Consider the following 22,175-nt stretch of genomic DNA (forward strand, 5'->3'; position numbering starts at 1 on the left):
CAGGCACAACAGGGGGGGCAGAGCAGTGAGCCACACCCCTGGCCACCTAGGCCTCGAGCTCCGCCTGAACATCGGGACGAATCAGGCAGGGAGTTAGGGGAAGACTGACGCACAACAGGGCATAACCCTGGGCGATTTGCGCATCATCCAGAAACGTCTGATCGTCCTGATTGACCTGGCCGGCGAGAAGCCTCCCCACGCAGGTGGAGCAAGATCCGGAGCGGCAGGAAAACGGCAGGGCCACGCCTGCACGCTCAGCAGCATCGAGGATGAATTCCTCGGAATGACAGGGAAAGGAGCGCCCATCCTCCAAAGTGATGAGATGGGTCATGGAGAGGCGGACACGTTGACTTCCGAGCCACTTCAATCTGACCACTGAAGGCCCACACCTTCATGCCGCATCACCGCTCTGCCGCAGGCCTGCAGCGCGATCGCAGCAGGGCCCAGATGGAGCGAGGGGTGAGGGGCAAGACTCGCACGACTTGGCTTGACAGAACCTGATCAACGCCTGGATGGTGGGCGATTCGCGTGGAGCCCGTGCTCGCCAACGCCATCCCCACCATCGGGAGCGTCATCGTTCCCTTCCTGTTCAAGCTTGTGGGGGCCATCGCCCTCTGGATCGTGGGGGGCTGGCTGATCCAGCTCTCCATGCGGATCCTGCGCCGCAGCCTGGTGCACAGCAGCCTGGACACCACAGTGATCAGCTATCTGCTGAATGTGCTTGGTGCCGTGCTGCGGGTGATCCTGGTGGTAGCGATCCTGGGCTTCTTCGGCATCCAAACCGCCAGCTTCGCCGCCCTACTGGCCGGGGCTGGCGTGGCCATTGGCGCCGCCTGGAGCGGCATGCTCGGCAATTTCGCTGCCGGTGTCTTTCTGCAGATTTTCCGCCCATTCAGCGTCGGTGACTTAATCACAGCTGGTGGGGTCACCGGCACAGTAGAAGAAATCGGCATGTTTGTCTCCTCGATCAAATCTGGTGACAACGTGCGCAACATTGTTCCCAACGGAAAACTCTTCGGCGACACCATCCAGAACTTCTCAGTCCACCCATTCCGCCGGGTGGACCTGGTCGCCCAGCTGGACAACACAGCCGACCTGCAGCAGGCCATCACACTGCTCAAAGCTGGCCTGACCCAAGTGCCCAACCAGTACCCGGCCATGGCCGCCGATGTGGAGATCCTTGAGTTCACCGAGCGCGGCCCCAAACTTGCCGTTCGCCCGTACAGCCACACCGCCAACTACTGGCAGGTTTATTTCGACACCAACCGCATGATTGCTGATGTGCTGGGCAGCAATGGCTTCCCGGTTCCCAGCATCCCCGTGGCCGTGACCCCGTCCGGCGACTCCGCGATCCCAAAGATGTTGCTCGATCGCGCCGTCTGATCGCCTCAGAACTGCCGAACGACCCACCAACCGTTCGGCCACCAACCCATGCTCGGGATGCCCACAGCCCTGCCCTTCGGGACGGACCTGTCGGCGCCCGTCTGCCCAACTTCGGCTGGACAACGGGTAGGGGGGTGGTGCGCTGCCCCCCTCACTCCGAACGCCATTGCCACCCATGCGCCGCAGATGAGCTGCTCGCCCGGGTTACAGCAGACGTAGGTGATGGGATGAGTCTTTCATCGTGATGCCTCTGGAATGAATGCGATTCCGGTTACGACCACCTGCTACGCCGATCGCATCGCGGTTCTCCAGCAGATGCTGAACAGCTACCTCAAGCAGTCGAGCAGCGGCGAATGCACACCTGAATTTCTCGACCTCCTGGAAGGCCAGATCCAACCGATCTACGCCGCCATCTGGGCAATGCATGCTGAAACCGAACACGACTGATCTGGGCCCCATCGTGAGCCACCTGTAGCCAATCAGCCCAGATGCAGCTAGAGATGGAATACCGCCGAGGTCAGGTGACGGCCATCAGCACCTGACTGATCCAAGCCGGCGGCAATGGGCACCTGCATGGGTTGCACCATTCCTCACACCCCCCGCCCCGGCTAGCCGGGGCTTTTGTGCAGAGGGCCACCAATAGCCACTCAGCGATCGGTCTTGCTGACGATGTCGAACTCGTAGGCGCCACGCTGCTTGAGGTAGCTCTCAATCGCATCGACAACAACACGGCCAAACGGCTTGTCTTCCATCAGGCTCAGCATTTTCAGGGCCCGATGGGTCTCGTCCTTGACCTGAACAGTCAGTCTCCTCATTGCGACCACCAATATGAAACTTATCATACAAATTGGGGTGCCATTTCACCGGCCACTGCTGCGGCAGAAAAGCAGAACAGCAGCAAGACGTTTTGCCACGTCGATAGGCCATCAAAAAGAATGAAATGCAGACCAGATCCGCCACCCTGTCAACGGCTTAGACATGACCAATCAACGCGACGTTGACTGTTAAAACCCAACCGAAGCGGCCAGCGCAAACGGCGCGGGCGACTACCGCGGTGATGCCGCAGCCTCGCCTCAAGCGGGGACTGGCGGGGGGTTCGTGGCACAGGCTGATGGCACCACGCGAGGGAGCCCCATGGAGAACACCAACTGGGAGATCGGCATCAACGCCGACACCCTGGACGACCTGCTGGCCGGCCAGACAGCACCCATGACCCTCTGGTTCTTGGCGGGCTACCTCAAGGGCCTCAGCGATGGAGGTGATCTCCAGGCCGGCGACCAGCGGATGACCATCGAGCCCGATGGCGACGGGAGCTGGCGGCTGCGCTCCACAGCCTTAGGGCAGCAGGAGGAGTTGCGATGAGAAGCTGAAGGCACGTCACGGTCGGTCTGCCCATGGCCCTGTCCAGCGAATCGCTGCTCCACGCACTCCGGTGGCGCTACGCCACCAAGCTGTTCGACCCGGCCAGGCCAATCCCCTCAGACACCTGGGCCAGCCTGGAGGAGTGCATGCGCTTAACCGCCTCCTCCTACGGCCTGCAACCCTGGAAGTTCCTGGTGATCACTGATCCCGTCATCCGAGCGGAGCTGCGGCCCCACTCCTGGAACCAGTCGCAGATCACCGAATGCTCCCATCTGGTGGTGATGCTGAACAAGCGCAGCATCACGCCCAGCGATGCCGATCGGCTGATCCAGTCCATGGCCACGGCAAGAGGATTGGAGAGCAGTGCCCTCGACGGCTACCGGAACATGATCCAGGTGGATCTGATCGATGGCCCCCGTAGCCAAGCGATTGCTAAGTGGGCTTCCAATCAGGTGTACATCGCCCTGGGCAACCTGATGACCGCCGCCGCCCTGCTGGAGGTGGACACCTGCGCCATTGAGGGCTTTACCCCGGCCGAATACGACAGAATCCTTAAGCTGGAGACCAGCGCTTACCAGAGTTGTGTGGTGTGTGCCTGCGGCTATCGCAGCAGCGATGACAAGTACGCCAGCCTCGCCAAAGTGCGCTATGCCAGTTCTGATCTGATTGAGCACCGCTGATGACGCGCCCGGCGCTGACCGTGAAGCTGCAGATCGCCGCGGCCTTCTTCGTGCCACTGCTGGCTCTTGGCCTCTGGCTGAACGCGAAGGGCTTCTGGTAACAGCGATGCAGGCCCTTCGATCAGCGCGGCACCTGGCCTTGGGATTGGGGCTCCTGGGCTGGTTGTTGAGCGGCTGCAGCACCAGCAGCCGCGATGCCCTCCGGGGCAGGATCTTTGTGGCGATCGGAGCCTCCTACAGCGATCGACTCAGCCCCACGGTGATCCAGGAGCGCATCAGCCAGACCAAACAACTGATCAAGAGTTTCCAGGCCCTGCACCCGGAGGTGGAGGCGGAGATCAATGTGTTCAGCGAAGGTGACCTGCAGCAAGCCATCGCCAGGCGCAACGCCACGGGGCTAGGACCCGATCTGATCTTTCTCGATGGGATGACCGCCCACATCCTGGCTCGGGCTGGCGTAGTGCGGCCCATGCGGTTTCCCCAGAGCACCACCGATCAGATTGAGCCTGCCAGCTTTGGTCGGCTGCGCTTGAACAACGGCTCCGTCGCCGGTTTACCGCTGCTGCTGGAGCCGCAGATTGCCTGCTTCAACCAGGCACGCCTGGCCCAGAGTCCGAGCACCCTGCAGAGCCTGCTGGAACTGGCGGAAACCGGCATCGAGATTGGCTTCTCCCTGGATTACGGCGGTCTCTACTGGACGGCTGGCCCCCTCGGGGCCGCGCCGGCCTTGAAGGCCGTGGCCTTGGGCCAACCCGTCACCCCAGCGCAACACCGGCAGATTCGCTACTGGCTGAAGTGGATCCAAACTGCCAATCTGCTGCAGCACATCAACTACTACGGACTAGAAGAAGACCTGGTGCAGGGCCTGATGCAGGGCCGGCTCGATTGGATTCCCTGCCACAGCAACACGCTGGTGCGGCTGCGCCAGAAGTTGGGACAACGGCTGGCCGTGGCTCCACTACCGGGAGACTTTGCCGGACCCGCCACGCCGATCACCCGGGAGCGGGTGTGGGCCTTTGGCGTGAACTCCAGTGCTAATCAGCGCCGCATTGCTGAGGCCTTCGCCACGTTCACTGTGAACCCGCTGATTCAACGAAGCCTCACCATCTCCATCCAGAACCAGCTGCCGGTGAATCGCCACGTGCCACCGCCCGTGGCCAGCTCCGCCGTGCTGGAGGCCATGGTGACCTCAGAGCAGCAGGGGCAAGTCAGCGAAGAGATCGTGAAGCTGATTCCACCTCACGATCAACGGCGACGGCAAATCACGCAGTTGATGATGCGACTGGTGTTCGGGGAGATCAGCCCAGATCAAGCCACCGATGCACTGATCAAGAAGCTCGGCGATGGAATAGGGAAATGATTCAGCTCGTTGATCAGATTGTGGGTTGGCTGGGTTATCTACAGCGCCCGAATGTAGTGCTGCAGCTGCTGGTGGTGCTGCTCCCGGCCCTCGCGGGCTGGCAACTGGATCGCCTCCGTGCCCTCAACCAGAGATGGAAACGCTGGATGCCGCTGGTGATCGGGGTGCTTGTGGCCGCAGCCATCGGCACCTTGGCGGCCCTGGGCCAACCCTGCGGGCTGGCCTTCGTGCTCTCGATGTTGCTGCTGGGCTGGTTGGGGCTCAATCTTCTGCACAAGCCACTCGAACGGGTGATCGCGCCCGCCAGCCTCCACCTGCTGGAGACACGCCTGATCAAGCCCGTCTACGTCCTGATGGCAGGGCTGATCCTGCTCAACCTGGTGGACAACATTCAAGACCTGGCCGTGATTCAGCTGGGGGAGTGGTTTTCCACCCCCGTGAATCTGGGCAATCTGTTTGAGGCAGCCCTGTTTGTGTACCTGCTGGTGATCGGCTCAAGCCCTCCCGCCCAGGGACTGGCCTGGCTGGCCCAGGAGGCCCTGGGCATGAGTGATGGCAGCCGACGTGCCCTGGCCCTGATGATCCGCTACGTGGTGGTGGGAATTGGCATCCTCTGGGCCCTGGATCATGTGGGCTTCAACCCCACGGCGATCCTGGCCATCGCCGGGGGTCTCTCAGTGGGCCTGGGGTTCGGCATCAAGGAGGTGTTCTCCAACTTCGTGAGTGGCCTGTGGCTGCTGTTCGAGGGATCGGTGCGCCCCGGGGAAGTGCTGTTCATCGATGGCGATCCCTGCGAGGTGCGCAGCCTGGGTCTGCGGGCGGCGCTGCTCTGGCGCGACCGCGACAACGCCGAGCTGGTGATCCCCAATCAGACCTTTTTCACCATGACCACCACCACCTATACGGGCAGCGATCGCATGCGCCGCAGCCAGGTGCTGGTGGGGGCCGCCTATCGCCACCACCCGGATGCAGTGATAGCCCTGCTGGAAGCCACAGCCCGCAGCACGCCGCGGGTGCTGCAGAACCCAGCCCCCAAAGCGCTGATGCTCAGTTACGACGAGTCCTCTATCCAGTACGCCCTGCGCTTCTGGATTGAGAATCCGATGAACAACGTGGGAATCTGCAGTGATGTGAACCGCGCCATCTGGCAGGCGTTTGAGCAGGCAGGCATCGAGATGCCCTTCCCCCAACGGGTGATCCACCAGGCCTGATGCCACGCAGGCTCAGCAGCAGCTGGCGGGAGCACCCCCAGTGGCTTCAGAGCCATTGGCCGCATCAAACGGGATGGAGCTGCCGCAACCCTCGAACAGGCCGTAGTGGTGATCAAACGAGCCAATGGCCTCGACATGGGGCGCGAAGCGGCTCTCCAGCAACATCCGATAGGTGTTGCCACACACCGGAAACACCCGGCCCGCCTCGATGCTGTGGTGTTTATCGAAGGGCAGCAGCGTGGGGTACTCAGGGATGGTGCCCCGATAGATCACCGCCTGGCCGTGGTCCTCACAGGCATCCTCCAACGCGGCGATGTTGAACAAGCGATAGGTGGCGGAGAAGAAGCGGGCTTCGCCCACCAGCGACGCCAGGGCCGGTTCGGTGATGGCCAGCGGCCGATCACTCACCAGCCGCGGATCGGCGAAGCCGGCGGCGCGGGCCAGGCGCAGGAAATCGTTCCAGTAGAGGGCTCCGCCGAGGCATTCGCCGTAGAGCACCGGGTGGCGACGCACCGCCTCGGGCAGGCGTCGATCGGCGTAGACATCAGAAAAGTAGAACTCGCCGCCCGGCTTCAGCAGACGCTGCACCCCCCGCAGCACCGCCGGCTTATCGGTGGAGAGATTGAGCACGCAGTTGCTCACGATCACATCGAAGCTGCCGGGGTCTAGGTCCAGCTGCTCTAGGCACTCGATCGTGCCCTCCAGAAAGCGCACATTGGCGGTGCCGAACTGCTCGGCGTGGAAGGCCTGGTACTGGCGGGCCACGGCCAACTGCTCGGGGGTCATGTCCACACCCACCACCTCGCCGCTGGCTCCCACCAACTGGGCCAGCAGGTAAACATCGCGGCCTGAGCCACTGCCCAGATCAAGGATGCGGCAGCCCTCCAGCAGGGGAGGGCACACCAGGCCACAGCCGTAGTAGCGGCTGCTCACCTCAGGATGCACCTTGGCCAGCAGCGGCTTCAGCCAGGCCGGCACGGCATCCGCATCGCAGCAGGCACTGGTTTTGAGATCAGCCGTGCCCTGCAGCTCCTGGCCGTAATAGGCCTGCACCAGCTCCTGCATCACCGATCCCAGCCCTGTCCTGACTGGACTGTAGGAATCGGGCAGGGACGCACGAGCTACCCAGCCCGCAACAAGAACGCCGTGGCCTGCTGGGGCCACTGCACCACCACCAACAGCTCCCGGGGCGTGCGCGCAAACCCCTTCTGCGACAGGGCCGCGAATTCGGCCAGGTTGTCGTGGGTCACGAGGGGATGGCGATCCTGCACCTGCTCCCAGGCGGCACGGAAGGGTTCGCCCTGCTCCGCCAAACACTGGGCTCTGGCCTGCTCCAGGGCCATGCCGCCCTGACGCAGCCGTACAAAGGCATCCAGCTCGGGCGGCAAGTGCTCGAGCCACTGGCTGAGCTCCCCCACGGACACGATGCGGCTGGGATGGGAGCTGCCCGGGCTGAGCAGCACGGCGTTGCACTGCAGGGTCCAGCAGCTGTCCTGCAGCAAGCCCTGGCCGGCCATGGCCAGCACCGGGCGATGGGCCTCGGCCAGTTGCTGGTGTTGAGCCTTGAGGTTGTCCACGGTTAGCGATTGGGATCCTGCACATCCTCAAGGGAGGGGCCAAAGGAACGCCCACCGGCCGCGGGCGCCCATAGCCCCGGCTGCCCCGGCAGGGGCGTGAGCCAGGCGCTGACGCGCTCGCCCGCCTGGAGCAGCGGGATCGGGCTGGGCCCAACCCAGCCCCCGGGCCGCGGGGGAGCCACGGGATAGCGCAGCTCGATGGTGTCGCCAGGGCGCAAGCGCAGCGGCGATCGCTGCCGGTGAATCGCCAGCACCACACCACGCACCTGGAGCTGCTCGCCCCTGGCCACAGCCCGCAACACCTGCAACTCCAGCCGCAGCGGCGCCCGGCGTTGCTCCTCGGCGTAGACCCACGGCGGCAACTCCGCACGGGCGGGCTGCAGGGCGGTCAGGAGCAACGCCACGAGTCCAGCGCTCGCGCTACGCGGAAACTGGTTCTTAGATTTCTGAGCCTGAGACTCCATTCCTCCATGTTCGACGCCTTCACCAAAGTGGTAGCCCAAGCCGACGCCCGCGGCGAATTCCTGAACGCCGGCCAACTCGATGCCCTGGCCGCCATGGTGGCGGAGAGCAACAAGCGCATGGACACGGTGAACCGCATCACCTCCAACGCCTCGCGCATCGTGACCAACGCGGCCCGCGACCTGTTCGACCAGCAGCCCGCCCTGATCGCCCCCGGTGGCAACGCCTACACCCACCGCCGCATGGCTGCCTGCCTGCGAGACATGGAGATCATCCTGCGCTACGTGACTTACGCGATCTTCACTGGCGACGCTTCGGTGCTGGAAGATCGTTGCCTGAATGGCCTGCGCGAAACCTATCTGGCCCTGGGCGTTCCTGGCGCGTCCGTGGCCGAAGGCGTGCGCAAGATGAAGGATGCCGCCATTGCGATCGCCAACGACCGCAATGGCATCACCCAAGGCGATTGCTCCGCCCTGATGAGCGAAGTGGGCACCTACTTCGACCGGGCTGCTGCCGCGGTTGCCTGATCCAGGCTGAGCTCCAGATCTTCAGGCCTGCCGAAGCCCCGCTTGATCGGGGTCTTCAGGCAGGCCTTTCCATTGGAGCGCCGTACGGCGAGCCCAGAGCAGCAGCGGGTAGAGCCGCTGAGCCCGCGGTGACGCGGCAAACAACTGCCCCAACAGGCCAAGTAAGGGATCACTGGGGTTCATCCGGCTACAGATGCAGGCAATCGCCTCCGCTCCGTGCAGGGTGCGCGGGCCATCGATCAGCACCGCTCCCCTGGCCAGATCAAACCCCTGCCTCTTCAGTTCAGCGCACAGGGCGTGATCGGCACGGCCATCCCGAATCTCCAGGCCCTCGATCCCGCCAGCCAACTCAGTCCGCAGGGCGAAAACGCGGCAGAAGGGGCAGCCACCGTCGTAGACGAGGATCACAAGCTGTAGCCGGCGCCATGCCCAACCATCCTGATCGGCCCATGCTCCGCCTGCTGCTCAGCCTGGTGATGGTGGTGGTGCTGGTGGGCCTGCCGGGGCCTGCTTCGGCTGATCGCCAACCCAGCGGCGAGCAGTTTGTCTGTGATGGCGATCCGCTGGTGGCCCTGGCCAACAACGGCGCCGTGGATGCCACCGGCATCCCCAACCAGAGCGCCGGCACAGTGCCAGGGGCCTTCATCGTGCTGCAGTGGCGCGGTGTAACCCTGCAGCTGCCCCGCACCAACAACGCCGGCGTGCCCAGCTACAGCGATGGCCGCTGGTGGTGGAGTGCCGAGGATCTCAACCACCCAACCTTCCAGCAACGCCGCAGTGATGTGGAGCATTACGTCTGCGAACGCCTGCCATGAGGCAGAGCTCTAGCCCGCTGTGAGGGCTTGTTGGAGCTGGGCCAGCCGCTTGGCATTCACCCCCAGATCGGAATCACCGAGGCGCGACACGGAACGTGCCTGCAACACGCCGTGGGCCTGGTCGGCGTAGAGCTCCAGATCGTCCACAAAGCCGAACAGGGCACTGGTGGCCGTGGCATGCAGGTAGCTATCGATCTGCTTCACCACATCGGTACGGGGTGTCGCCGCGACCACCGGCACCAGCGCCTGCAGGGCAGCCTGGGCATCAGCCACTGGCCAATCGGCGCGGGCGCAGTGGGCGGGAGCGGGGCAGGGGGCGAGGGAACCGTTCTGCACGCCGAGGTCGGCGGGCACAGGCCCCACGAAGTGAAACAGCGCCAGGGTGAGCACCAACAAGCAGTGCTGGAGAACGGTTGTCATAGCCCGGGGGACGTGGAGGGAGAGCTTGGTATGGCCGTGGCTGGCGACGGACTGATCGACTCCTCCATGCCCAGATCAATCTCGCCGATCCAGAGCACCAGGCCGGCCACACAGGCCAGGGCAGCCAGCAGCAGCAACCAATGACGTCGATCCATGGCTAAGGAGCTCCCAGATAGGGATCCAGAAAGCTGAGCGGCCTGGCCATGGTGGCCGAGAAACCGAGCATGCCGCGGTCGCGATAGCTGTAGAGCAGCGTGTCATCCGCCTCCAGCAGGAAGGTGCCGCCCCGCTGGGTGAGGAAGTCGTCGCGGGGCACATACGTGCGCCAGTTCGCCAGCACTTCGGCCATGTTGCGCAGGCGCACGGTGGCCAGCTCAAAGGGCCGCTGGAAGCCTTCGCCACCGGCCAGGGCGAACAGGGAACTGGCCAGGCGCTGGGGGGCCTGGCGATCCCCCGTGTAGCCCCGCAGCACTTCGGCGAGGGTGCCCGGCGATCCGATCCCCGCGCACATCAACAGCAGCCCGGGCCAGGCCCCGCCCGGGGTCTGCAGACCGCCATAGAGCCCCAGGGCGCGGTGCAGGTGGGGCTCCGCCTCCACCATCAGCCGGTCAGCCGGAAATCCGGTGAAGGCGCAGAAGCGATCACGGCCGGGGAGCTCACCGATCCCGATGGCCAGGGTGTCGATGCCGGCCGCCTCGAGCCGGGGCAGCACCGGGGCGAAGGCCTGGGCGTACTCGAGGCTGTCGAAGTCACCCAGCTGGGAGAACAGCAGCACAAGGCGCCGCCGGCCAGCCCCCATCCCTGGCACCTGGGCCAGGCGTTGCAGCAGCGGTTCGGGTGCGTTCATGCCAGCCAGTTAACGACCAACTGAGACACTGAGTCCACACGCAGACGGGTGCATGTCACGGGAGCAGCTCAAGGCGTTTCTGGCCAGGATGCAGAGCGACGCCGGCCTGAAACAACAGGTTCTCGCTGCAGCCACCGCCGACGACGTGGCCCAGATCGCCCTCAAGCTCGGCTTTGAATTCTCCGGCGATGAGTTGCTGCGGGCCTCCGGCCAAAAGTTCGACCGCGTGACCGTGCGCAAGAATGACATCCCAGGCGAATATAATTAGGCGGCAGCAATTCTTCCTATCTCGCCGCCGCCACCGAAGCTGATGGTAACGGCCCCGACTGCAATGACTCTGACTGCAACGACTCCGATGACATCGCCACATACTGCAGCTGCTGCTCCACCTGGTCCCGCACACAGGCCTGATAATCGATGAAGTGCTCGTTGAGCATCAGCAACCAGAGATAGTCGTTCAGCACCTGGGGATGCTGCAGAGCAATCTGCACCAGGTGAAGCCAGAACCGCCAGCGGGTTTCACGCACCACCCCCTGACGCCAACAGATGATTAACAGGCCCCGCAATAGCCCCGCAGAGCGACCACCAGCGCGAAAGGTTCGAGGCCTGCCGCGGGCGAGTTTGCAGCTGTAGTGATACACCCGCTCCAGGTAGGGAATCGGCGCATAGAGATCGGAAAAGGCCTGCAGAAACTCGTCTGCGATCTCGGGCATGGGTCGCGATGGGATGAAATTCAGCAGGTGGGTCTGCACCCCTTCATCGAAGCCATCGGGATGCTGCAGTAGGCGCCGCTCCTTCGCCAGACGCTGCCAGAGGGCCGTATTGGGCAGCGCCTGCAGGATGCCAACCATGGCCAGCGGAATGCCCGTTTGCTCCACAAAGGCCACAATCCGTTCGCCCGCTCCGGGCTTCTCCCCATCAAAGCCAAGGATGAAGCCGGCCATCACCTCGAGGCCATGGGCGGTGATGCGATCCACCGCCTCGGCCAGGGAAGAACGGGTGTTTTGCCATTTCTGCGTCACCTGCAGGCTCGCTTCATCGGGCGTTTCAATGCCCAGGAACACACGATGGAAGCCACAGTTGGCCATGGCCTGCATCAACCCATCATCGTCCGCCAGATCAACAGAAGCCTCGGTGATGAAGGAAAAGGGAAAACCATGCGACTGCTGCCAAACAAGCAACCGCGGCAGCAAGAACTTCACATTGCGTTTATTGCCGATGAAATTGTCATCAACAAGCAGCACCTCACCACGCCAGCCCAATTCCCACAGCACGCGAAGCTCCTCAAGCAATTGCTGCGGCTCCTTAGTGCGGGGCTTACGGCCGTAGAGAACAATGATGTCGCAGAATTCACATTGAAAGGGACACCCCCTAGAAAACTGCACCGCCATCATGCTGTAAAGATCGCGCTCCAACAGATCGAAGCGGGGCACCGGTGAACAGCTGATATCCGGCTTCTCGCCAGCTGCGCTGAAGCGCCCCTGAGCATCTCCGCGTGCCAGGGCCTCGAGAAACAGTGGGATGGTGAGTTCGCCTTCATCAAGCACCAGGAAATCCACCTGCTCCAGTTCCGGTGCATCGGGTGTGGAGGTAGCGAACGGGCCGCCCACCGCCACCGGCAACTGGTGGCCCTTGGCCAGGCGGATCTGGTGCTGCAGATCCCGCTTCTGCACCAACATCGCTGAGGCGATCACCAGATCCGCCCAGGCCCACTCCTCCGGGCTCACAGGGCGGCTGTTGCAATCCACCAGCTTGAGCTCCCAGTGCTGCGGCAGCAACGCCGCCACCGTGATCAAACCGAGGGGCGGCAACAACACCTGGCGCCCCACCAGCTCCAGCACCCCATGGAAACTCCAGTAGGTCTTGGGGAACTGCGGATAGAGCAACAGGGCACGCATGCCGGCCAAGAACCCAGAGAGGTGGCTCTCTGACCCTGACCATCCAGGCCCTGGCCGCTCAACGTGGGGGAGGATCCCCAGCTGCTCTGCGGCGCCGCTGCCTCAGGGCTCCAAGGGGCTGAAACGCAGCGGCTCGTAGCGGGCCAGCGTTAACCGCCAAAGGCCATCAGCCTGCTGCCGCAGTTGATCGAGAAAGGCAGCGGTGTCGCCACTGGCGATCCACTGGGCCTTGAGGCGGGGAAGTTGCTCCTGCATCACCTCCTGGGGCAATTGCACCAGCAGCAGGCTCTGGTCGCCGGCACTGCGGCACAGGGCGCCCTGCTCATCACTGCGCTGCCAGAGGCGCACCAGCAACTCCAGGGCCAGGGTGCGGCCGTCGTCGCCGGGGTCAGCCCCCTCGGCCAAGGGCTGCTGCTGCGACTTGCCATTGATGGGCAGGGCCCGCTGGCCGCCCTGCTCCAGCAGGGCCAGACAGATCAGATAGGGCGCGTCAGCCATGGATCAGAGCAACGGGTGCCAATGGCACAGTGGCCCCTGACCCGCCCCGATGGCCAGGGCGTGGCGCAGCCCGCCATCCACATAGCCCTTGGCCGCCTGCACCGCCGGCAGCAACTCCAGGCCGCGGGCGCGGTGAGCCGTGATCGCCGCCGCCAGGGTGCAACCACTGCCATGGGTGTGGGGTGTATCCACGGCAGGGGAGCGCAACCACTGGCCCCGCTCGCCCGTGCGCAGGTAATCGCTGCCCTGCAGGCCAGACAGGCCACCACCCTTGATCAGCACCGCCGCCACCCCCAGATCCACCAGGGCCGCTGCGGCCTGCTCCACGTCATCCGCATCGGCAATGGAGCGGCCACTGAGCAACTGGGCCTCGTGGATGTTGGGGGTGATCAGCTCCGCCAGGGGCAGCAGCAGCTGGCGGTAGCCCTCGATGGCCTGGGGCTCCAGCAGCACCGCACCAGCGCGGGACACCATCACCGGATCAATCAGTTTTGGGATAGCCAGGCCCTGGAGCACTTCGGCGGTGGCCTCAATCAGGGAGCGGTTGAGCAGCATCCCAGTCTTGAGGGCCGCCACGGGCAGATCGGAGCACACCGCCGCGCACTGGGCTGTGAGGGCCGCCGCTGCCACGGCATCCACCCGGCTCACCCCACAGGTGTTCTGGGCGGTGATGCAGGTGATCGCGGAGCAGCCATGCACCTGCAGCGCCAGAAAGGTCTTGAGGTCGGCCTGAATGCCGGCACCACCGCCGGAATCGCTGCCGCCAATGGTGAGGGCAATGGCTGGCGTCATAACTGGGGCAAGGCAGGTTGCGGCGGCGGCCAGCTGCTGGGCAGGGGCTGGCGGGATCCTGGCCCCACCGCCGCCAGGGCTGCGGCCGTGCCCACCACCGCCAGCACCAGCCAGCCCAGGCGCACCCGGGGCCTGGCGCGAACCGGGCCGCGACCGCCGCGGGACTGCACCCCCTGCAGGGGCGTGCCGCAGCGGCCGCATACCATGCGGCCAGCCAGGCTGCGATCGGCCCGTACGGACCAGCTGCCGCAGTGGGGACAGGCCATGGCGCATGCAACTCGCAGGTAGGCCCATGTTGGCGAGCCCAGGCCAACGCCGGCCGTCGATCAGCCCGTGGGCGGGGCCGGGTGCAAGGAGTTGAGATCCAGCCCCTTGGTTTCGATCCGGCAGTACCAGGTAACGGCAGCCCCCAACAGCGAGCAGAGCGCGAGCAGCGGCAGCAACCTGTGCAGCCCCCAGTGGGCCAGGAACAGGGGGAACCCAAACGCCGCCAACACGGCCCCGAGCTTGCCGGCGGCGGCGGCAAGGCCGGCACCGAAGCCCCGCAGGGGCGTGGGAAACACCTCGCCGGCCAGCAGGTAAGTCTGGGCGTTGGGACCCAGGTTGGTCATGAACTGGAACAGCACAAAGCCCGCCACGATCAGGGGCAGCTGCTGGTGGCTGGGGCTAGCCCCGGCAGCGGCCAGCAGCAGGCCCGCGGCACAACCGGCAAAGCCCAGGATCTGCAGCGGAATGCGGCCCCAGCGATCCGCCAGCCCCATCGCCACGCCAATCCCCACCAGAAAAGCCAGGTTGATCAGAGCAGTGCCACGGGCGGCCAGCAGATCGTTGTGAATCAGGGCGGCTTCGCTGGCATCCGGGGAGCCCAGGCCGAACGCCGCCGCCATGATCAAAGGCGTGAACAGGCCAATGCCGTAGGTGGAAACATCCTGCAGAAACCACGGCACGGCACTGAGGGTGGTGGCGCGCCGCAGCCTGGGCTGGAACAGTTGGCGCCAGGGAGCCTCAGGCTCAGGCGGCGGCATGGGCGCCGCAGGCTCCAGGCTCAGCTCCGAACGGTTAAGCAGCCGCGCCAACTGCCGCTCCGCCCCCTGCAGATCGCCGCGGCTCAACAGCCAGGGGCTGCTCTCCGGCAGGAACAGGCGTCCCAAGGCCACCAGCAGCACCGGCCATACGGGCAACAGATAAAAGAGGCGCCAGGTGCCCAGCTCCGGGCGCAGGCCCAGCAGCTGCGCCGCCAACGCGGTGCCCAACACGGCCCCCAGAGCCTGGCAACTGAAGGCCCCCAGCACCAGCCGGCCGCGCATCGCCACGGGGATACTCTCGGAAATCACCAGATGGGCAGCGGGATAGTCGGCCCCGAGGGCCAGCCCCACAACGCCGAGGCTGGCCGCAAAGCAGGCGCCGTTGGGGCTGAGGGCTGCCGCCACCAGGCCCACCACCAGCAGCAGCATCTCGGCGATGAACACCGGCCTGCGGCCGAGGCGATCGGCCAGCCCCCCAAGCCCCAGGGCCCCGATCAGGATCCCCACGAGAGGGGCCGCCGTGACCAGACCCCGATCCAGGGCGGTGAGCTGGAACTGTTCACTCACCAGGGGCAGGGCAATGCCCCCCATGAACACGATCAAGCCCTCAAAGAACTTGCCGGCGGTGGCCAGGGCCCACACCAGCCACTGCATCGACGACAGGGGCGAGCCCTCGATATGGGCCTGAACACTCCGCTGGTTCAAGGTTCGGCGGCTCCAGCCCAGCGCCAGAGGGCGAGCCCGCCACCACGGCCGCGAGCCGCCAGCCAGCCGGCCGGATCGCGGGCGATCAGGGCAAAGAAGGGCAGGCGACGTGGCTGGGGCTGGGGCAGAACCCGCTGCAACAAGAGCCGGCCGGCGAGCCTGAGCTCCAACCGCTCGAAGCTGAACTCCAGCAACGGCCTTCGGCCGCGCAGGTGGCCGCTGCCGGTGAAGCGGAGTTCCAGGGCGCCCAGGTTCACGGCATTGCAGAGCTGCAAAGCCTCGGAACCGGCAGCAGGAGCTGAAATCTCGAGCCGTGCCCCCACCCCCCGCAACAGCACCCCACTGAAGGCCGAGGGCACACTGCTGCCCTTGGGCCACACCTGATCGAGCCGCCAGACGCCCAGCAGAGCGGAGGGTTCCACCCCCGTGCCGTTCCGGCGGGCGGCCAGTTCGAGGGCCAGCAACTGGGACCCGCTGGGATCAGGCAACACCATTAAGACACCACGACCAAAGGAGCAACATCCTGCTCAGTTTTAGTCTCAACAGGGCAGAACCCGAGCACCAGCAGCATGCCGCAGCGATGCCTCAACACCATTGGCTGTCAGTTGCGCCTCAGCCAAGCGGCCTCGGTGCTGATCGCCCTCACGGTGGCCACGGCGAGCAGCCTCAACAGCAATCGCGACAACATTCTGCGCCACCACGAAGAGCAAATCAAACAAGACAGCGCAAGAATCCAACAGATCTACGACAACACCAAAAGACTGCCAATCCAGCAACGACGAGCAGCACTTGGTCGCATCCTGAAAGAGCTCGGCAGCCACGACCACGCCTACTGGATTAACACAGCAGATGGGGACACGATCCTACCCGAGAAAGGAAACAATCAAATTGAGCAGCAAACTCTAACAACCATCCGCAAAGCCTATACACAGCCGCGACCAAGTAGCAATTGGATAGCCGACACAAGCCAACTGAAACAGAGCCTCGACGAACGCGCGAAGATCGAGAGCAGAGAGTATGCCGTTTTTAACCACAGGCAACTCAGTTACTTCGCCTCACTCTGGGTCGCTCAAGACATCACAGAGCACATCAGGTTTCAGCAAGACCTTCTCAACTCTTCGATCATCACACTCCTCGGCTGCATCAGCCTGAGCCTCCTGACTTCTTCAATGCTCACACGACGGATCATTCAGCCGCTCCAGCAACTCTCCTCAGCCGCCGCCACAATTAACACCAGAAGTACAGATCACCTGAAACTCCCCACCACCACAAGCTCCAAGGAGGTGGGAGATCTCACCACAGCACTCAACAGCCTACTAGCTCGCCTCGAGAGCAGCCTTTCACAACAGCGAACCTTCACCCACTCCGTGAGCCATGAGCTGCGGGGGCCACTGATGATCCTGAACCTCTGCAACAGGCGATTAGCAAGGGAACTCGGTGAGTCTGCTGCCAACCATCGCGACACCCTCAAGATTCAACGACGCGAGCTCGTTCGCATGGAGCACATAGTGAACGACCTTCTCTCGATGTTCAAAGCTGGCGACGCCATCAACCAACAAGCCCTGGAACCCATCAATGTGGCAGCCCTACTGGACACCACGATCGAGAGCATCCGCCATGCCAGCCCCCATCCCATCGAACTGAACAGGGAAGCCAGCACCACACATGAGTCCAGGGCCTGGTGGGCCTTGGGCCACCAGGATCAGCTGGAGCAGGTGGTGGTCAATTTAATTGGCAACGCCCAGAAGTATTCCACCCACCAACAGCCCATCCGGGTTGATCTCAGGGCCAGGTGGAATCAGCTGGCCATCAGCATCGAGGATCGGGGCATTGGCATTTCAGCCTCGGATCAGGAGCACATCTTCGAGCCGTTCTTTCGAGGCAGCAACACCGGGGGGATCGAGGGCACGGGCCTGGGGCTGCCGGTGGTGAAGGCCTTGGTGGAGGCGATGGGCGGCTCGGTGCAGGTGTGGAGCGAGCCCCTCCACGGCACGCGCTTCACCATCGTGCTGCAGCGCCATTGGCCCAGCCCCTCAGGGCCGCTGCAGGGCCTGGCGCAGGGGGCCATTGGAAACCGGCGGTAGCGCCTGGTTCACCGGCACCAACCCCACACGGGCCTGCACCCGTTGCACGGCCCGCAGGTTCTGCTCCATGGCACCACCCGGGGCCAACAGCGTCACCTGCTCCTGCAGTGGTTGATAAACCAGGCCGCGCTGGACGGACCCAAACTCAGCCAGCGACAACCCCTGCCGGGCCGCCAACCAGGCATGGGCAGTGCGCGGCTCGCGCCGGGCATACGCATGGGCCGCGTGCCAGGCGCGCAGCAAGCGGGCCACCACAGCTGGATTCGAGGCCAGGAAGCTGCGATCCACCACCAACACATCCAGGATCTGGCCCGGGATGGCGCTGCTGTCAAACGCAACCCTGGCCTTGCCAGTGCGCAGGGCCCAGGCACTGAAGGGGGGATACATCGCCGCCGCCTGGATTGCCCCTCGGGCAAACCCAGCAGGCATGGCTTCAAGGGCCACATTCCGTAGGGTTACATCACTCAGCCGCAAGCCAACGCGCTCCAGGGCCTGCTGCACCAGAAACGGCCCCAGGGTGCTGGGGCTCACCGCCACAACCTGACCCTTCAGTGCCGCCAGGTTGGGAACATCGGCGGCCAGCAGTAACTGATCGGCACCATGGGACGCATTCACCACCAGCACCACCACCGGGCAGCGCTGCGGCAAGCGGGCGCAGAGATCCACCAGCTCCACCGTGGTGAGCTGGGCCACCTGCAGCCGCCCCCAGGCCAGATCTTGAACGATCAGCTGGGAGTCGCGGTAGCGGCGAGGTTCAATTCGGATTCCTTGCGCGCGATCCAACCCCTGGTGGGCAGCCAGGGACATGTACTCATAACCCGGCCAGGACGACACAGGCACCACCACAGGCCTGCGCCGGGACTCCATCCAGGCACCGACACCTACGCCGCCGGCAGCAAACAACGCCAACAGCAGCGCCAATTGCCAACGGAGCAGCGACGGCCAGCACCTCAACAGACGGATAACGGAGCGAGGGGGGGGTAGAGATTATCGGCAAGCACCAGAACTTCGCCAATCAGCTACAAGAATCTTAAAAGATTCACATAGCCTAATAGGGCCAATACCCATACAAGTCCGCCATGCAACAACCGCAAGCGGCCGCCATGCGCAACATGCACCCCCAAACTGCAACAACTCCGCCCTAATCTGAACCCATCATCCAGATTCGAGCGGCTCATGCACCTGCTCATTGTCGACGACAACGAGCAGCTGGCCCAGTGCCTGGCCCTGGAGCTGGAGAGCGAGGGCTTCAGCACTGAAACCGCCGCCAACGGGTCCGACTGCCTCCAACGCCTGCACCAGGATCGGGCAGACAACCACCACGCGCCTGCCATTGATGTCTTGATTCTGGACTGGGACCTACCCGACTTCTCAGGCCTCGAAATTTATAAACGACTACGCCGCAACGGATTCGATATCCCAACCCTCATGCTTTCGGGGCACGACCGCCTGGAAGATCGCGTCAACGCCCTCAACCTTGGACTGGATGACTATCTGATCAAGCCCTTCAGTTTTGATGAGCTGGTGGCGCGCATTCGCTCCATTGCCCGGCGCGGAGCTACTCGCATCACACCAGACAACAACCCTGAGAACCCCCTCAGCAGCCGCGAGCAGGAGGTGCTGAACCTGATAGCAGGTGGTCAAACCAATGCAGAAATCGCAGAGGCCCTATTTCTGTCACCGGAAACGATCAAGTCCCACGTGAAAACCATCCTGGTGAAGCTCCACGCCAAGGACCGAACACAAGCCCTGGTGGTGGCGCTCCAGGAGGGATTCGTGAGGGTTGCGAGCCCGAGATCCCAGGATCGCCAGGCTGATTGAGCCGAAGCTGGAGTTCAAGCGAGGCGCTCCATGAACTCCAGCTGGTACTGCCACTTCAGCGACTCAATCCCTGCTCCAACATGTAGGCCGCCAGATTGCTCATACTGCGGCCCTCCAGATCGGAGCGCTCATGGAGCATCTGATAGAGGCGATAGGGCACGGTGACGCTCAGGCGCATGGGGGAGCGCTGCATGAGCTCAAATCGAGACGTAGTGGTCGACACGGGGTAGATCATGCAGAGCCTCGAGGCATGGGTTGAAGGCCTTCTGATGCTGATCTGAGTCGTCTCAGAGGCATTCACCCCTGAGGGTGAACTGGGTTCCCTCTCGAGAGTGATGCGGTGGCCATCACGGGTGACCAGGCAGCCATCGCACTGAGAGAGCCGGGAACCCAGCATGGTGATCCCTTGCCGGCTTCCCTTGGCACCCCCACCCCTGGCCGTGCCGGTGCTCAGCCCTGAGCAGCGCCGCAAACTGGATGAATCCAGCGACGCCCTCTTCTACGCCCAGCCCCGCTTTGTGCAGCACCTGGATGGGGCCTTTCGCCAGCGGCTCACGGCCCTCTACCGGGAACGCCTGGCACCAGGCACAACGGTGCTGGATCTGATGAGCAGCTGGGTGAGCCATCTGCCCCCCGACCTCAGCTTCCACGCGGTGCTTGGCCATGGCATGAACGCCGCGGAACTGGAGGCGAATCCCCGCCTCAGCCGCCACTGGGTTCAGAACCTCAATGAGGAGCAAACCCTGCCCCTCGAGCCCAGCAGCGTGGATGCCGCCCTGATCGTGGCGGGCTGGCAGTACCTGCAGCAGCCCGAAGCCGTAGCGGTGGAGTTGCTGCGGGTGCTGCGGCCGGGCGGCCAACTGATCGTGGCCTTCTCCAACCGCATGTTCGCCACCAAGGCACCCCAGGCCTGGCTGGAGGGCAGCGACCGAGATCGCCTCAGCGGCGTGGCCAAGGTGCTGCTCTGCCAAGGCTGGGAGCTGGATCAACTGCTCAGCGAGGACACCACGGCCGCCGGGCCCCTGGGCTGGATCGGCGGCAAGGGCGATCCCTTCTTTGCCGTGATCGCCCGCAAACCAGCCGGCCGGGGCCATGGCTGAGGGGGCGGTGGCTGAGCTAGCCGTGATCGGTGCCGGCGTAGGGGGGTGCGCCCTGGCGGCCCAGCTGCGCCGGCTGGGTTGGAGCGGTTCGGTACATCTGCTCGAAGCGGGCCGGGGCCCCGGTGGCCGTGCCGCCACCCGCCGCTCCCGCCGCGATGCCGGCCTGCACATCAATCACGGTGCTCCCCTGTTCAACTGCACGGGTTCCACGCCACCGGCCCTGCTGCAGCCCCTGCGGGAGGGGGGCTGGCTCGAGCCCTGGAGCGGAACCATCTGCTGCCTCGATGGCGAGGGCCGCATCGGTAGCGCCATCGGCGATGGCTTCAGCGATGGCAGCCTCTATCGCGGTCATGGCGGCATGGAGCAGCTCTGCTGCGGCCTGTTGCAGATCGCCACGGAAGCCACCCTGCACAGCGGTGCCCTGGTGCGGCAGCTGCAGCCCCTGCCCGGTGGCGGCTGGCGCTTGCTGGGCAACAACGACGAGCTGTTACTGGAGTGCCACTGGCTGGTGCTGAGTGGCACGCTGCTGGCCCACCCCCGGGGTCCGGCCCTGTTCGGCTGGCCGGAGGTGCCCCTGCAGGCTGCCGCGGCCCAGGCCAGCGACCCGCAGCTGCAGCGGGCCTGTGCCGCCCTGGCGGCCATCGACTCCCAGGCCAGCAGCAATCTGCTGTTGACCCTGCCGGCGGAGAGCGCCGGTCCCTGGCGAGCCCAACCCTTTCAACTGCTGCAATGCAACCCCGCCGCCCAGGCCCGCTGGGGCCTGCGGCGCGTGTCGATCCAGCCGCTAGAGGACGGACGCTGCGCCGTGGTGGCGGAATCCAGCACCAGCTTCGCTGCCGAGGCCCAGGGGATCTACGGATCCCGTTCCTCAGCGGCCCAGCTGCTGGGGGCACATGCCAATCCCCAGGCCGAAGACGCCGCGATGGACACCCTGGAGCAGGCCCTGCAGGCTGCCCTGGGGCTGCCAACGGCCGGGGCCGATCGCCAGCTGATGCGCTGGGGCGCCGCCTTCCCCCAGCCGCCGGGATTACCCCCAGAGCTCAGCCTCTGCGCCGCCAGCCAGATCGGCTTCTGCGGCGACGCCATCGCCGGGCCGGGTTTCGGGCGGGTCGAAGGGGCCCTGCGCAGCGCCGAGGCCCTGGCGGGCCAACTGCTGCTGCACCTGGGCAGCGAGCTCAGCTGAGCACCCGCAAATCCAGCTCGTCCAGCAGCGCCTTGTGGCGGGCCACCGGCACGAAGCTATGGGCGGCCATGGCCCCACTCACCGCCACAGGCGGCACGCCAATCCCCGGGAACGTGCCGGCCCCACAGAGCTGCAACCCCTCAATCGGCGTGGTTCCCGCCGGAAAGGGCGACTGATCCGCCCCTAATGCAGGGCCATAGCTCCCCTGGTGCACCCGCAGGTAGCGGCGGTGGGTCTTGGGGGTGCCCCGCAGTTCGAGTACGAGGCGCTCCGCCAGATCGGGCACCACCTGGGCAAACACCTGCTGGAACAGGCCGCAACGCTCCGCCTTGAGGGCCTCGTAGGCGGGGGTGCCGGGCTCGAGATCCCGCCACAGGGCCCAGGGTTCATTGGCGGGGGGGGGGGGGGGCAACCCCCGGTGGCCC

General features: G+C 64.8%; 31 protein-coding genes and 1 pseudogene. 13 read left to right on the forward strand and 19 right to left on the reverse strand.

What is annotated here, in order from left to right; all coding sequences use genetic code 11:
- Positions 1 to 46: 46 nt before the first annotated feature.
- Entirely contained in the window at positions 47 to 331 is a 285-nt protein-coding gene (locus KBZ14_RS03020; protein ID WP_255116818.1) for a 2Fe-2S iron-sulfur cluster-binding protein, read from the reverse strand.
- A 197-nt stretch (positions 332 to 528) separates the two neighbouring features.
- On the opposite strand from KBZ14_RS03020, the gene KBZ14_RS03025 reads away from it, so the two are divergent.
- Together KBZ14_RS03025 and KBZ14_RS03030 are read left to right on the forward strand one after the other, a co-directional pair.
- The gene (locus KBZ14_RS03025) at positions 529 to 1,383 is read left to right on the forward strand and encodes a mechanosensitive ion channel family protein (protein WP_255116819.1); all 855 of its coding nucleotides are present in this window, start codon (positions 529 to 531) and stop codon (positions 1,381 to 1,383) included.
- 255 nt (positions 1,384 to 1,638) lie between these two features.
- Complete coding sequence (locus tag KBZ14_RS03030; RefSeq protein WP_255116820.1) at positions 1,639 to 1,830, forward strand: hypothetical protein; 192 nt, start codon at positions 1,639 to 1,641, stop codon at positions 1,828 to 1,830.
- Between the two features lie 200 nt (positions 1,831 to 2,030).
- On the opposite strand, the gene KBZ14_RS03035 is transcribed toward KBZ14_RS03030, so the two are convergent.
- On the reverse strand, positions 2,031 to 2,198 hold the full coding sequence (locus KBZ14_RS03035) for a hypothetical protein (protein WP_255116821.1): 168 nt from the start codon (positions 2,196 to 2,198) through the stop codon (positions 2,031 to 2,033).
- Positions 2,199 to 2,517: 319 nt separating this feature from the next.
- Here KBZ14_RS03035 and KBZ14_RS03040 point away from each other — a divergent pair, with 319 nt between their 5' ends.
- The 4 genes from KBZ14_RS03040 (at position 2,518) to KBZ14_RS03055 (ending at position 5,996) form a co-directional block, all read left to right on the forward strand.
- Positions 2,518 to 2,745: a hypothetical protein gene (locus KBZ14_RS03040; RefSeq protein ID WP_255116822.1), complete on the forward strand. Its 228-nt coding sequence runs from the start codon at positions 2,518 to 2,520 to the stop codon at positions 2,743 to 2,745.
- A 32-nt stretch (positions 2,746 to 2,777) separates the two neighbouring features.
- Entirely contained in the window at positions 2,778 to 3,425 is a 648-nt protein-coding gene (locus tag KBZ14_RS03045) for an NAD(P)H-dependent oxidoreductase (RefSeq protein WP_255116823.1), read from the forward strand.
- 106 nt (positions 3,426 to 3,531) lie between these two features.
- Entirely contained in the window at positions 3,532 to 4,785 is a 1,254-nt protein-coding gene (locus KBZ14_RS03050) for an ABC transporter substrate-binding protein (protein WP_255116824.1), read from the forward strand.
- Entirely contained in the window at positions 4,782 to 5,996 is a 1,215-nt protein-coding gene (locus tag KBZ14_RS03055; protein WP_255116825.1) for a mechanosensitive ion channel family protein, read from the forward strand. Before KBZ14_RS03050 ends, KBZ14_RS03055 begins: the two co-directional genes overlap by 4 nt.
- A gap of 12 nt (positions 5,997 to 6,008) precedes the next feature.
- Here KBZ14_RS03055 and KBZ14_RS03060 read toward each other — a convergent pair whose 3' ends face one another.
- Genes KBZ14_RS03060 through KBZ14_RS03070 form a run of 3 tightly spaced genes read right to left on the reverse strand, consistent with a single transcriptional unit; the run spans position 6,009 to position 7,977 of the window.
- Positions 6,009 to 7,061 (reverse strand): methyltransferase domain-containing protein, encoded by a 1,053-nt coding sequence (locus tag KBZ14_RS03060; RefSeq protein WP_255116826.1) that lies wholly within the window; start codon positions 7,059 to 7,061, stop codon positions 6,009 to 6,011.
- A gap of 56 nt (positions 7,062 to 7,117) precedes the next feature.
- Positions 7,118 to 7,573 carry a hypothetical protein gene (locus KBZ14_RS03065; RefSeq protein WP_255116827.1) on the reverse strand — a complete coding sequence of 152 codons (456 nt, stop codon included), beginning with the start codon at positions 7,571 to 7,573 and terminating at the stop codon, positions 7,118 to 7,120.
- 2 nt (positions 7,574 to 7,575) lie between these two features.
- Positions 7,576 to 7,977: a hypothetical protein gene (locus KBZ14_RS03070; protein ID WP_255116828.1), complete on the reverse strand. Its 402-nt coding sequence runs from the start codon at positions 7,975 to 7,977 to the stop codon at positions 7,576 to 7,578.
- 66 nt (positions 7,978 to 8,043) lie between these two features.
- Here KBZ14_RS03070 and cpcB point away from each other — a divergent pair, with 66 nt between their 5' ends.
- A complete protein-coding gene (cpcB, locus tag KBZ14_RS03075) occupies positions 8,044 to 8,562 on the forward strand; it encodes a C-phycocyanin subunit beta (protein WP_255116829.1) in 519 nt (172 codons plus the stop codon).
- Positions 8,563 to 8,583: 21 nt separating this feature from the next.
- Here the strand turns inward: cpcB and KBZ14_RS03080 are convergent, their stop codons facing one another.
- A complete protein-coding gene (locus tag KBZ14_RS03080; RefSeq protein WP_255116830.1) occupies positions 8,584 to 8,970 on the reverse strand; it encodes a DCC1-like thiol-disulfide oxidoreductase family protein in 387 nt (128 codons plus the stop codon).
- Between the two features lie 17 nt (positions 8,971 to 8,987).
- Between KBZ14_RS03080 and KBZ14_RS03085 the strand changes: the two genes are divergently transcribed.
- Complete coding sequence (locus KBZ14_RS03085) at positions 8,988 to 9,377, forward strand: DUF8671 domain-containing protein (RefSeq protein WP_255116831.1); 390 nt, start codon at positions 8,988 to 8,990, stop codon at positions 9,375 to 9,377.
- A gap of 9 nt (positions 9,378 to 9,386) precedes the next feature.
- Here the strand turns inward: KBZ14_RS03085 and KBZ14_RS03090 are convergent, their stop codons facing one another.
- Genes KBZ14_RS03090 through KBZ14_RS03100 form a run of 3 tightly spaced genes read right to left on the reverse strand, consistent with a single transcriptional unit; the run spans position 9,387 to position 10,644 of the window.
- Positions 9,387 to 9,797, reverse strand: coding sequence for a DUF1499 domain-containing protein (locus KBZ14_RS03090; RefSeq protein ID WP_255116832.1), 411 nt, complete (start codon positions 9,795 to 9,797; stop codon positions 9,387 to 9,389).
- The gene (locus KBZ14_RS03095; protein WP_255116833.1) at positions 9,794 to 9,952 is read right to left on the reverse strand and encodes a hypothetical protein; all 159 of its coding nucleotides are present in this window, start codon (positions 9,950 to 9,952) and stop codon (positions 9,794 to 9,796) included. The genes KBZ14_RS03090 and KBZ14_RS03095 overlap by 4 nt, the downstream gene beginning before the upstream one ends.
- A gap of 2 nt (positions 9,953 to 9,954) precedes the next feature.
- The gene (locus KBZ14_RS03100) at positions 9,955 to 10,644 is read right to left on the reverse strand and encodes an AhpC/TSA family protein (protein ID WP_255116834.1); all 690 of its coding nucleotides are present in this window, start codon (positions 10,642 to 10,644) and stop codon (positions 9,955 to 9,957) included.
- A 52-nt stretch (positions 10,645 to 10,696) separates the two neighbouring features.
- On the opposite strand from KBZ14_RS03100, the gene KBZ14_RS03105 reads away from it, so the two are divergent.
- Complete coding sequence (locus KBZ14_RS03105; RefSeq protein WP_255116835.1) at positions 10,697 to 10,912, forward strand: Nif11-like leader peptide family natural product precursor; 216 nt, start codon at positions 10,697 to 10,699, stop codon at positions 10,910 to 10,912.
- A 16-nt stretch (positions 10,913 to 10,928) separates the two neighbouring features.
- Here the strand turns inward: KBZ14_RS03105 and KBZ14_RS03110 are convergent, their stop codons facing one another.
- From KBZ14_RS03110 to KBZ14_RS03140, 7 genes are all read right to left on the reverse strand, one after another.
- Complete coding sequence (locus tag KBZ14_RS03110) at positions 10,929 to 12,542, reverse strand: B12-binding domain-containing radical SAM protein (protein ID WP_255116836.1); 1,614 nt, start codon at positions 12,540 to 12,542, stop codon at positions 10,929 to 10,931.
- Between the two features lie 102 nt (positions 12,543 to 12,644).
- Positions 12,645 to 13,040, reverse strand: coding sequence for a DUF8680 family protein (locus KBZ14_RS03115; protein ID WP_255116837.1), 396 nt, complete (start codon positions 13,038 to 13,040; stop codon positions 12,645 to 12,647).
- 3 nt (positions 13,041 to 13,043) lie between these two features.
- On the reverse strand, positions 13,044 to 13,832 hold the full coding sequence (gene thiD, locus KBZ14_RS03120; protein WP_255116838.1) for a bifunctional hydroxymethylpyrimidine kinase/phosphomethylpyrimidine kinase: 789 nt from the start codon (positions 13,830 to 13,832) through the stop codon (positions 13,044 to 13,046).
- Positions 13,829 to 14,098 carry a hypothetical protein gene (locus KBZ14_RS03125; RefSeq protein WP_255116839.1) on the reverse strand — a complete coding sequence of 90 codons (270 nt, stop codon included), beginning with the start codon at positions 14,096 to 14,098 and terminating at the stop codon, positions 13,829 to 13,831. The genes thiD and KBZ14_RS03125 overlap by 4 nt, the downstream gene beginning before the upstream one ends.
- Positions 14,099 to 14,158: 60 nt before the next feature.
- Positions 14,159 to 15,562: an MFS transporter gene (locus tag KBZ14_RS03130; RefSeq protein ID WP_255116840.1), complete on the reverse strand. Its 1,404-nt coding sequence runs from the start codon at positions 15,560 to 15,562 to the stop codon at positions 14,159 to 14,161.
- Positions 15,559 to 16,056, reverse strand: a complete 498-nt coding sequence (locus KBZ14_RS03135; protein ID WP_255116841.1) for a hypothetical protein — start codon at positions 16,054 to 16,056, stop codon at positions 15,559 to 15,561. Before KBZ14_RS03135 ends, KBZ14_RS03130 begins: the two co-directional genes overlap by 4 nt.
- 45 nt (positions 16,057 to 16,101) lie before the next feature.
- Positions 16,102 to 16,389 carry a hypothetical protein gene (locus tag KBZ14_RS03140; RefSeq protein WP_255116842.1) on the reverse strand — a complete coding sequence of 96 codons (288 nt, stop codon included), beginning with the start codon at positions 16,387 to 16,389 and terminating at the stop codon, positions 16,102 to 16,104.
- Between the two features lie 342 nt (positions 16,390 to 16,731).
- Here KBZ14_RS03140 and KBZ14_RS03145 point away from each other — a divergent pair, with 342 nt between their 5' ends.
- A complete protein-coding gene (locus tag KBZ14_RS03145) occupies positions 16,732 to 17,646 on the forward strand; it encodes a sensor histidine kinase (protein ID WP_255116843.1) in 915 nt (304 codons plus the stop codon).
- On the opposite strand, the gene KBZ14_RS03150 is transcribed toward KBZ14_RS03145, so the two are convergent.
- Complete coding sequence (locus tag KBZ14_RS03150) at positions 17,596 to 18,453, reverse strand: ABC transporter substrate-binding protein (protein WP_255116844.1); 858 nt, start codon at positions 18,451 to 18,453, stop codon at positions 17,596 to 17,598. The two genes, KBZ14_RS03145 and KBZ14_RS03150, sit on opposite strands and share 51 nt — an antisense overlap.
- A gap of 369 nt (positions 18,454 to 18,822) precedes the next feature.
- Here KBZ14_RS03150 and KBZ14_RS03155 point away from each other — a divergent pair, with 369 nt between their 5' ends.
- Entirely contained in the window at positions 18,823 to 19,467 is a 645-nt protein-coding gene (locus KBZ14_RS03155; RefSeq protein WP_255116845.1) for a response regulator transcription factor, read from the forward strand.
- A 55-nt stretch (positions 19,468 to 19,522) separates the two neighbouring features.
- On the opposite strand, the gene KBZ14_RS03160 is transcribed toward KBZ14_RS03155, so the two are convergent.
- Positions 19,523 to 19,660 carry a ribbon-helix-helix domain-containing protein gene (locus KBZ14_RS03160; protein ID WP_255116846.1) on the reverse strand — a complete coding sequence of 46 codons (138 nt, stop codon included), beginning with the start codon at positions 19,658 to 19,660 and terminating at the stop codon, positions 19,523 to 19,525.
- Positions 19,661 to 19,886: 226 nt separating this feature from the next.
- Between KBZ14_RS03160 and KBZ14_RS03165 the strand changes: the two genes are divergently transcribed.
- Together KBZ14_RS03165 and KBZ14_RS03170 are read left to right on the forward strand one after the other, a co-directional pair.
- Positions 19,887 to 20,567, forward strand: coding sequence for a class I SAM-dependent methyltransferase (locus KBZ14_RS03165; RefSeq protein WP_399210372.1), 681 nt, complete (start codon positions 19,887 to 19,889; stop codon positions 20,565 to 20,567).
- A complete protein-coding gene (locus KBZ14_RS03170; protein ID WP_255116847.1) occupies positions 20,560 to 21,750 on the forward strand; it encodes an NAD(P)-binding protein in 1,191 nt (396 codons plus the stop codon). Before KBZ14_RS03165 ends, KBZ14_RS03170 begins: the two co-directional genes overlap by 8 nt.
- On the opposite strand, the pseudogene KBZ14_RS03175 reads toward KBZ14_RS03170, so the two are convergent.
- Positions 21,743 to 22,175, reverse strand: a pseudogene (locus KBZ14_RS03175) (carotene isomerase); the annotation flags it as partial. The gene KBZ14_RS03170 and the pseudogene KBZ14_RS03175 sit on opposite strands and share 8 nt — an antisense overlap.

Source organism: Synechococcus sp. HJ21-Hayes, from assembly GCF_024345835.1.
Classification (GTDB): Bacteria; Cyanobacteriota; Cyanobacteriia; order PCC-6307; family Cyanobiaceae; genus Vulcanococcus.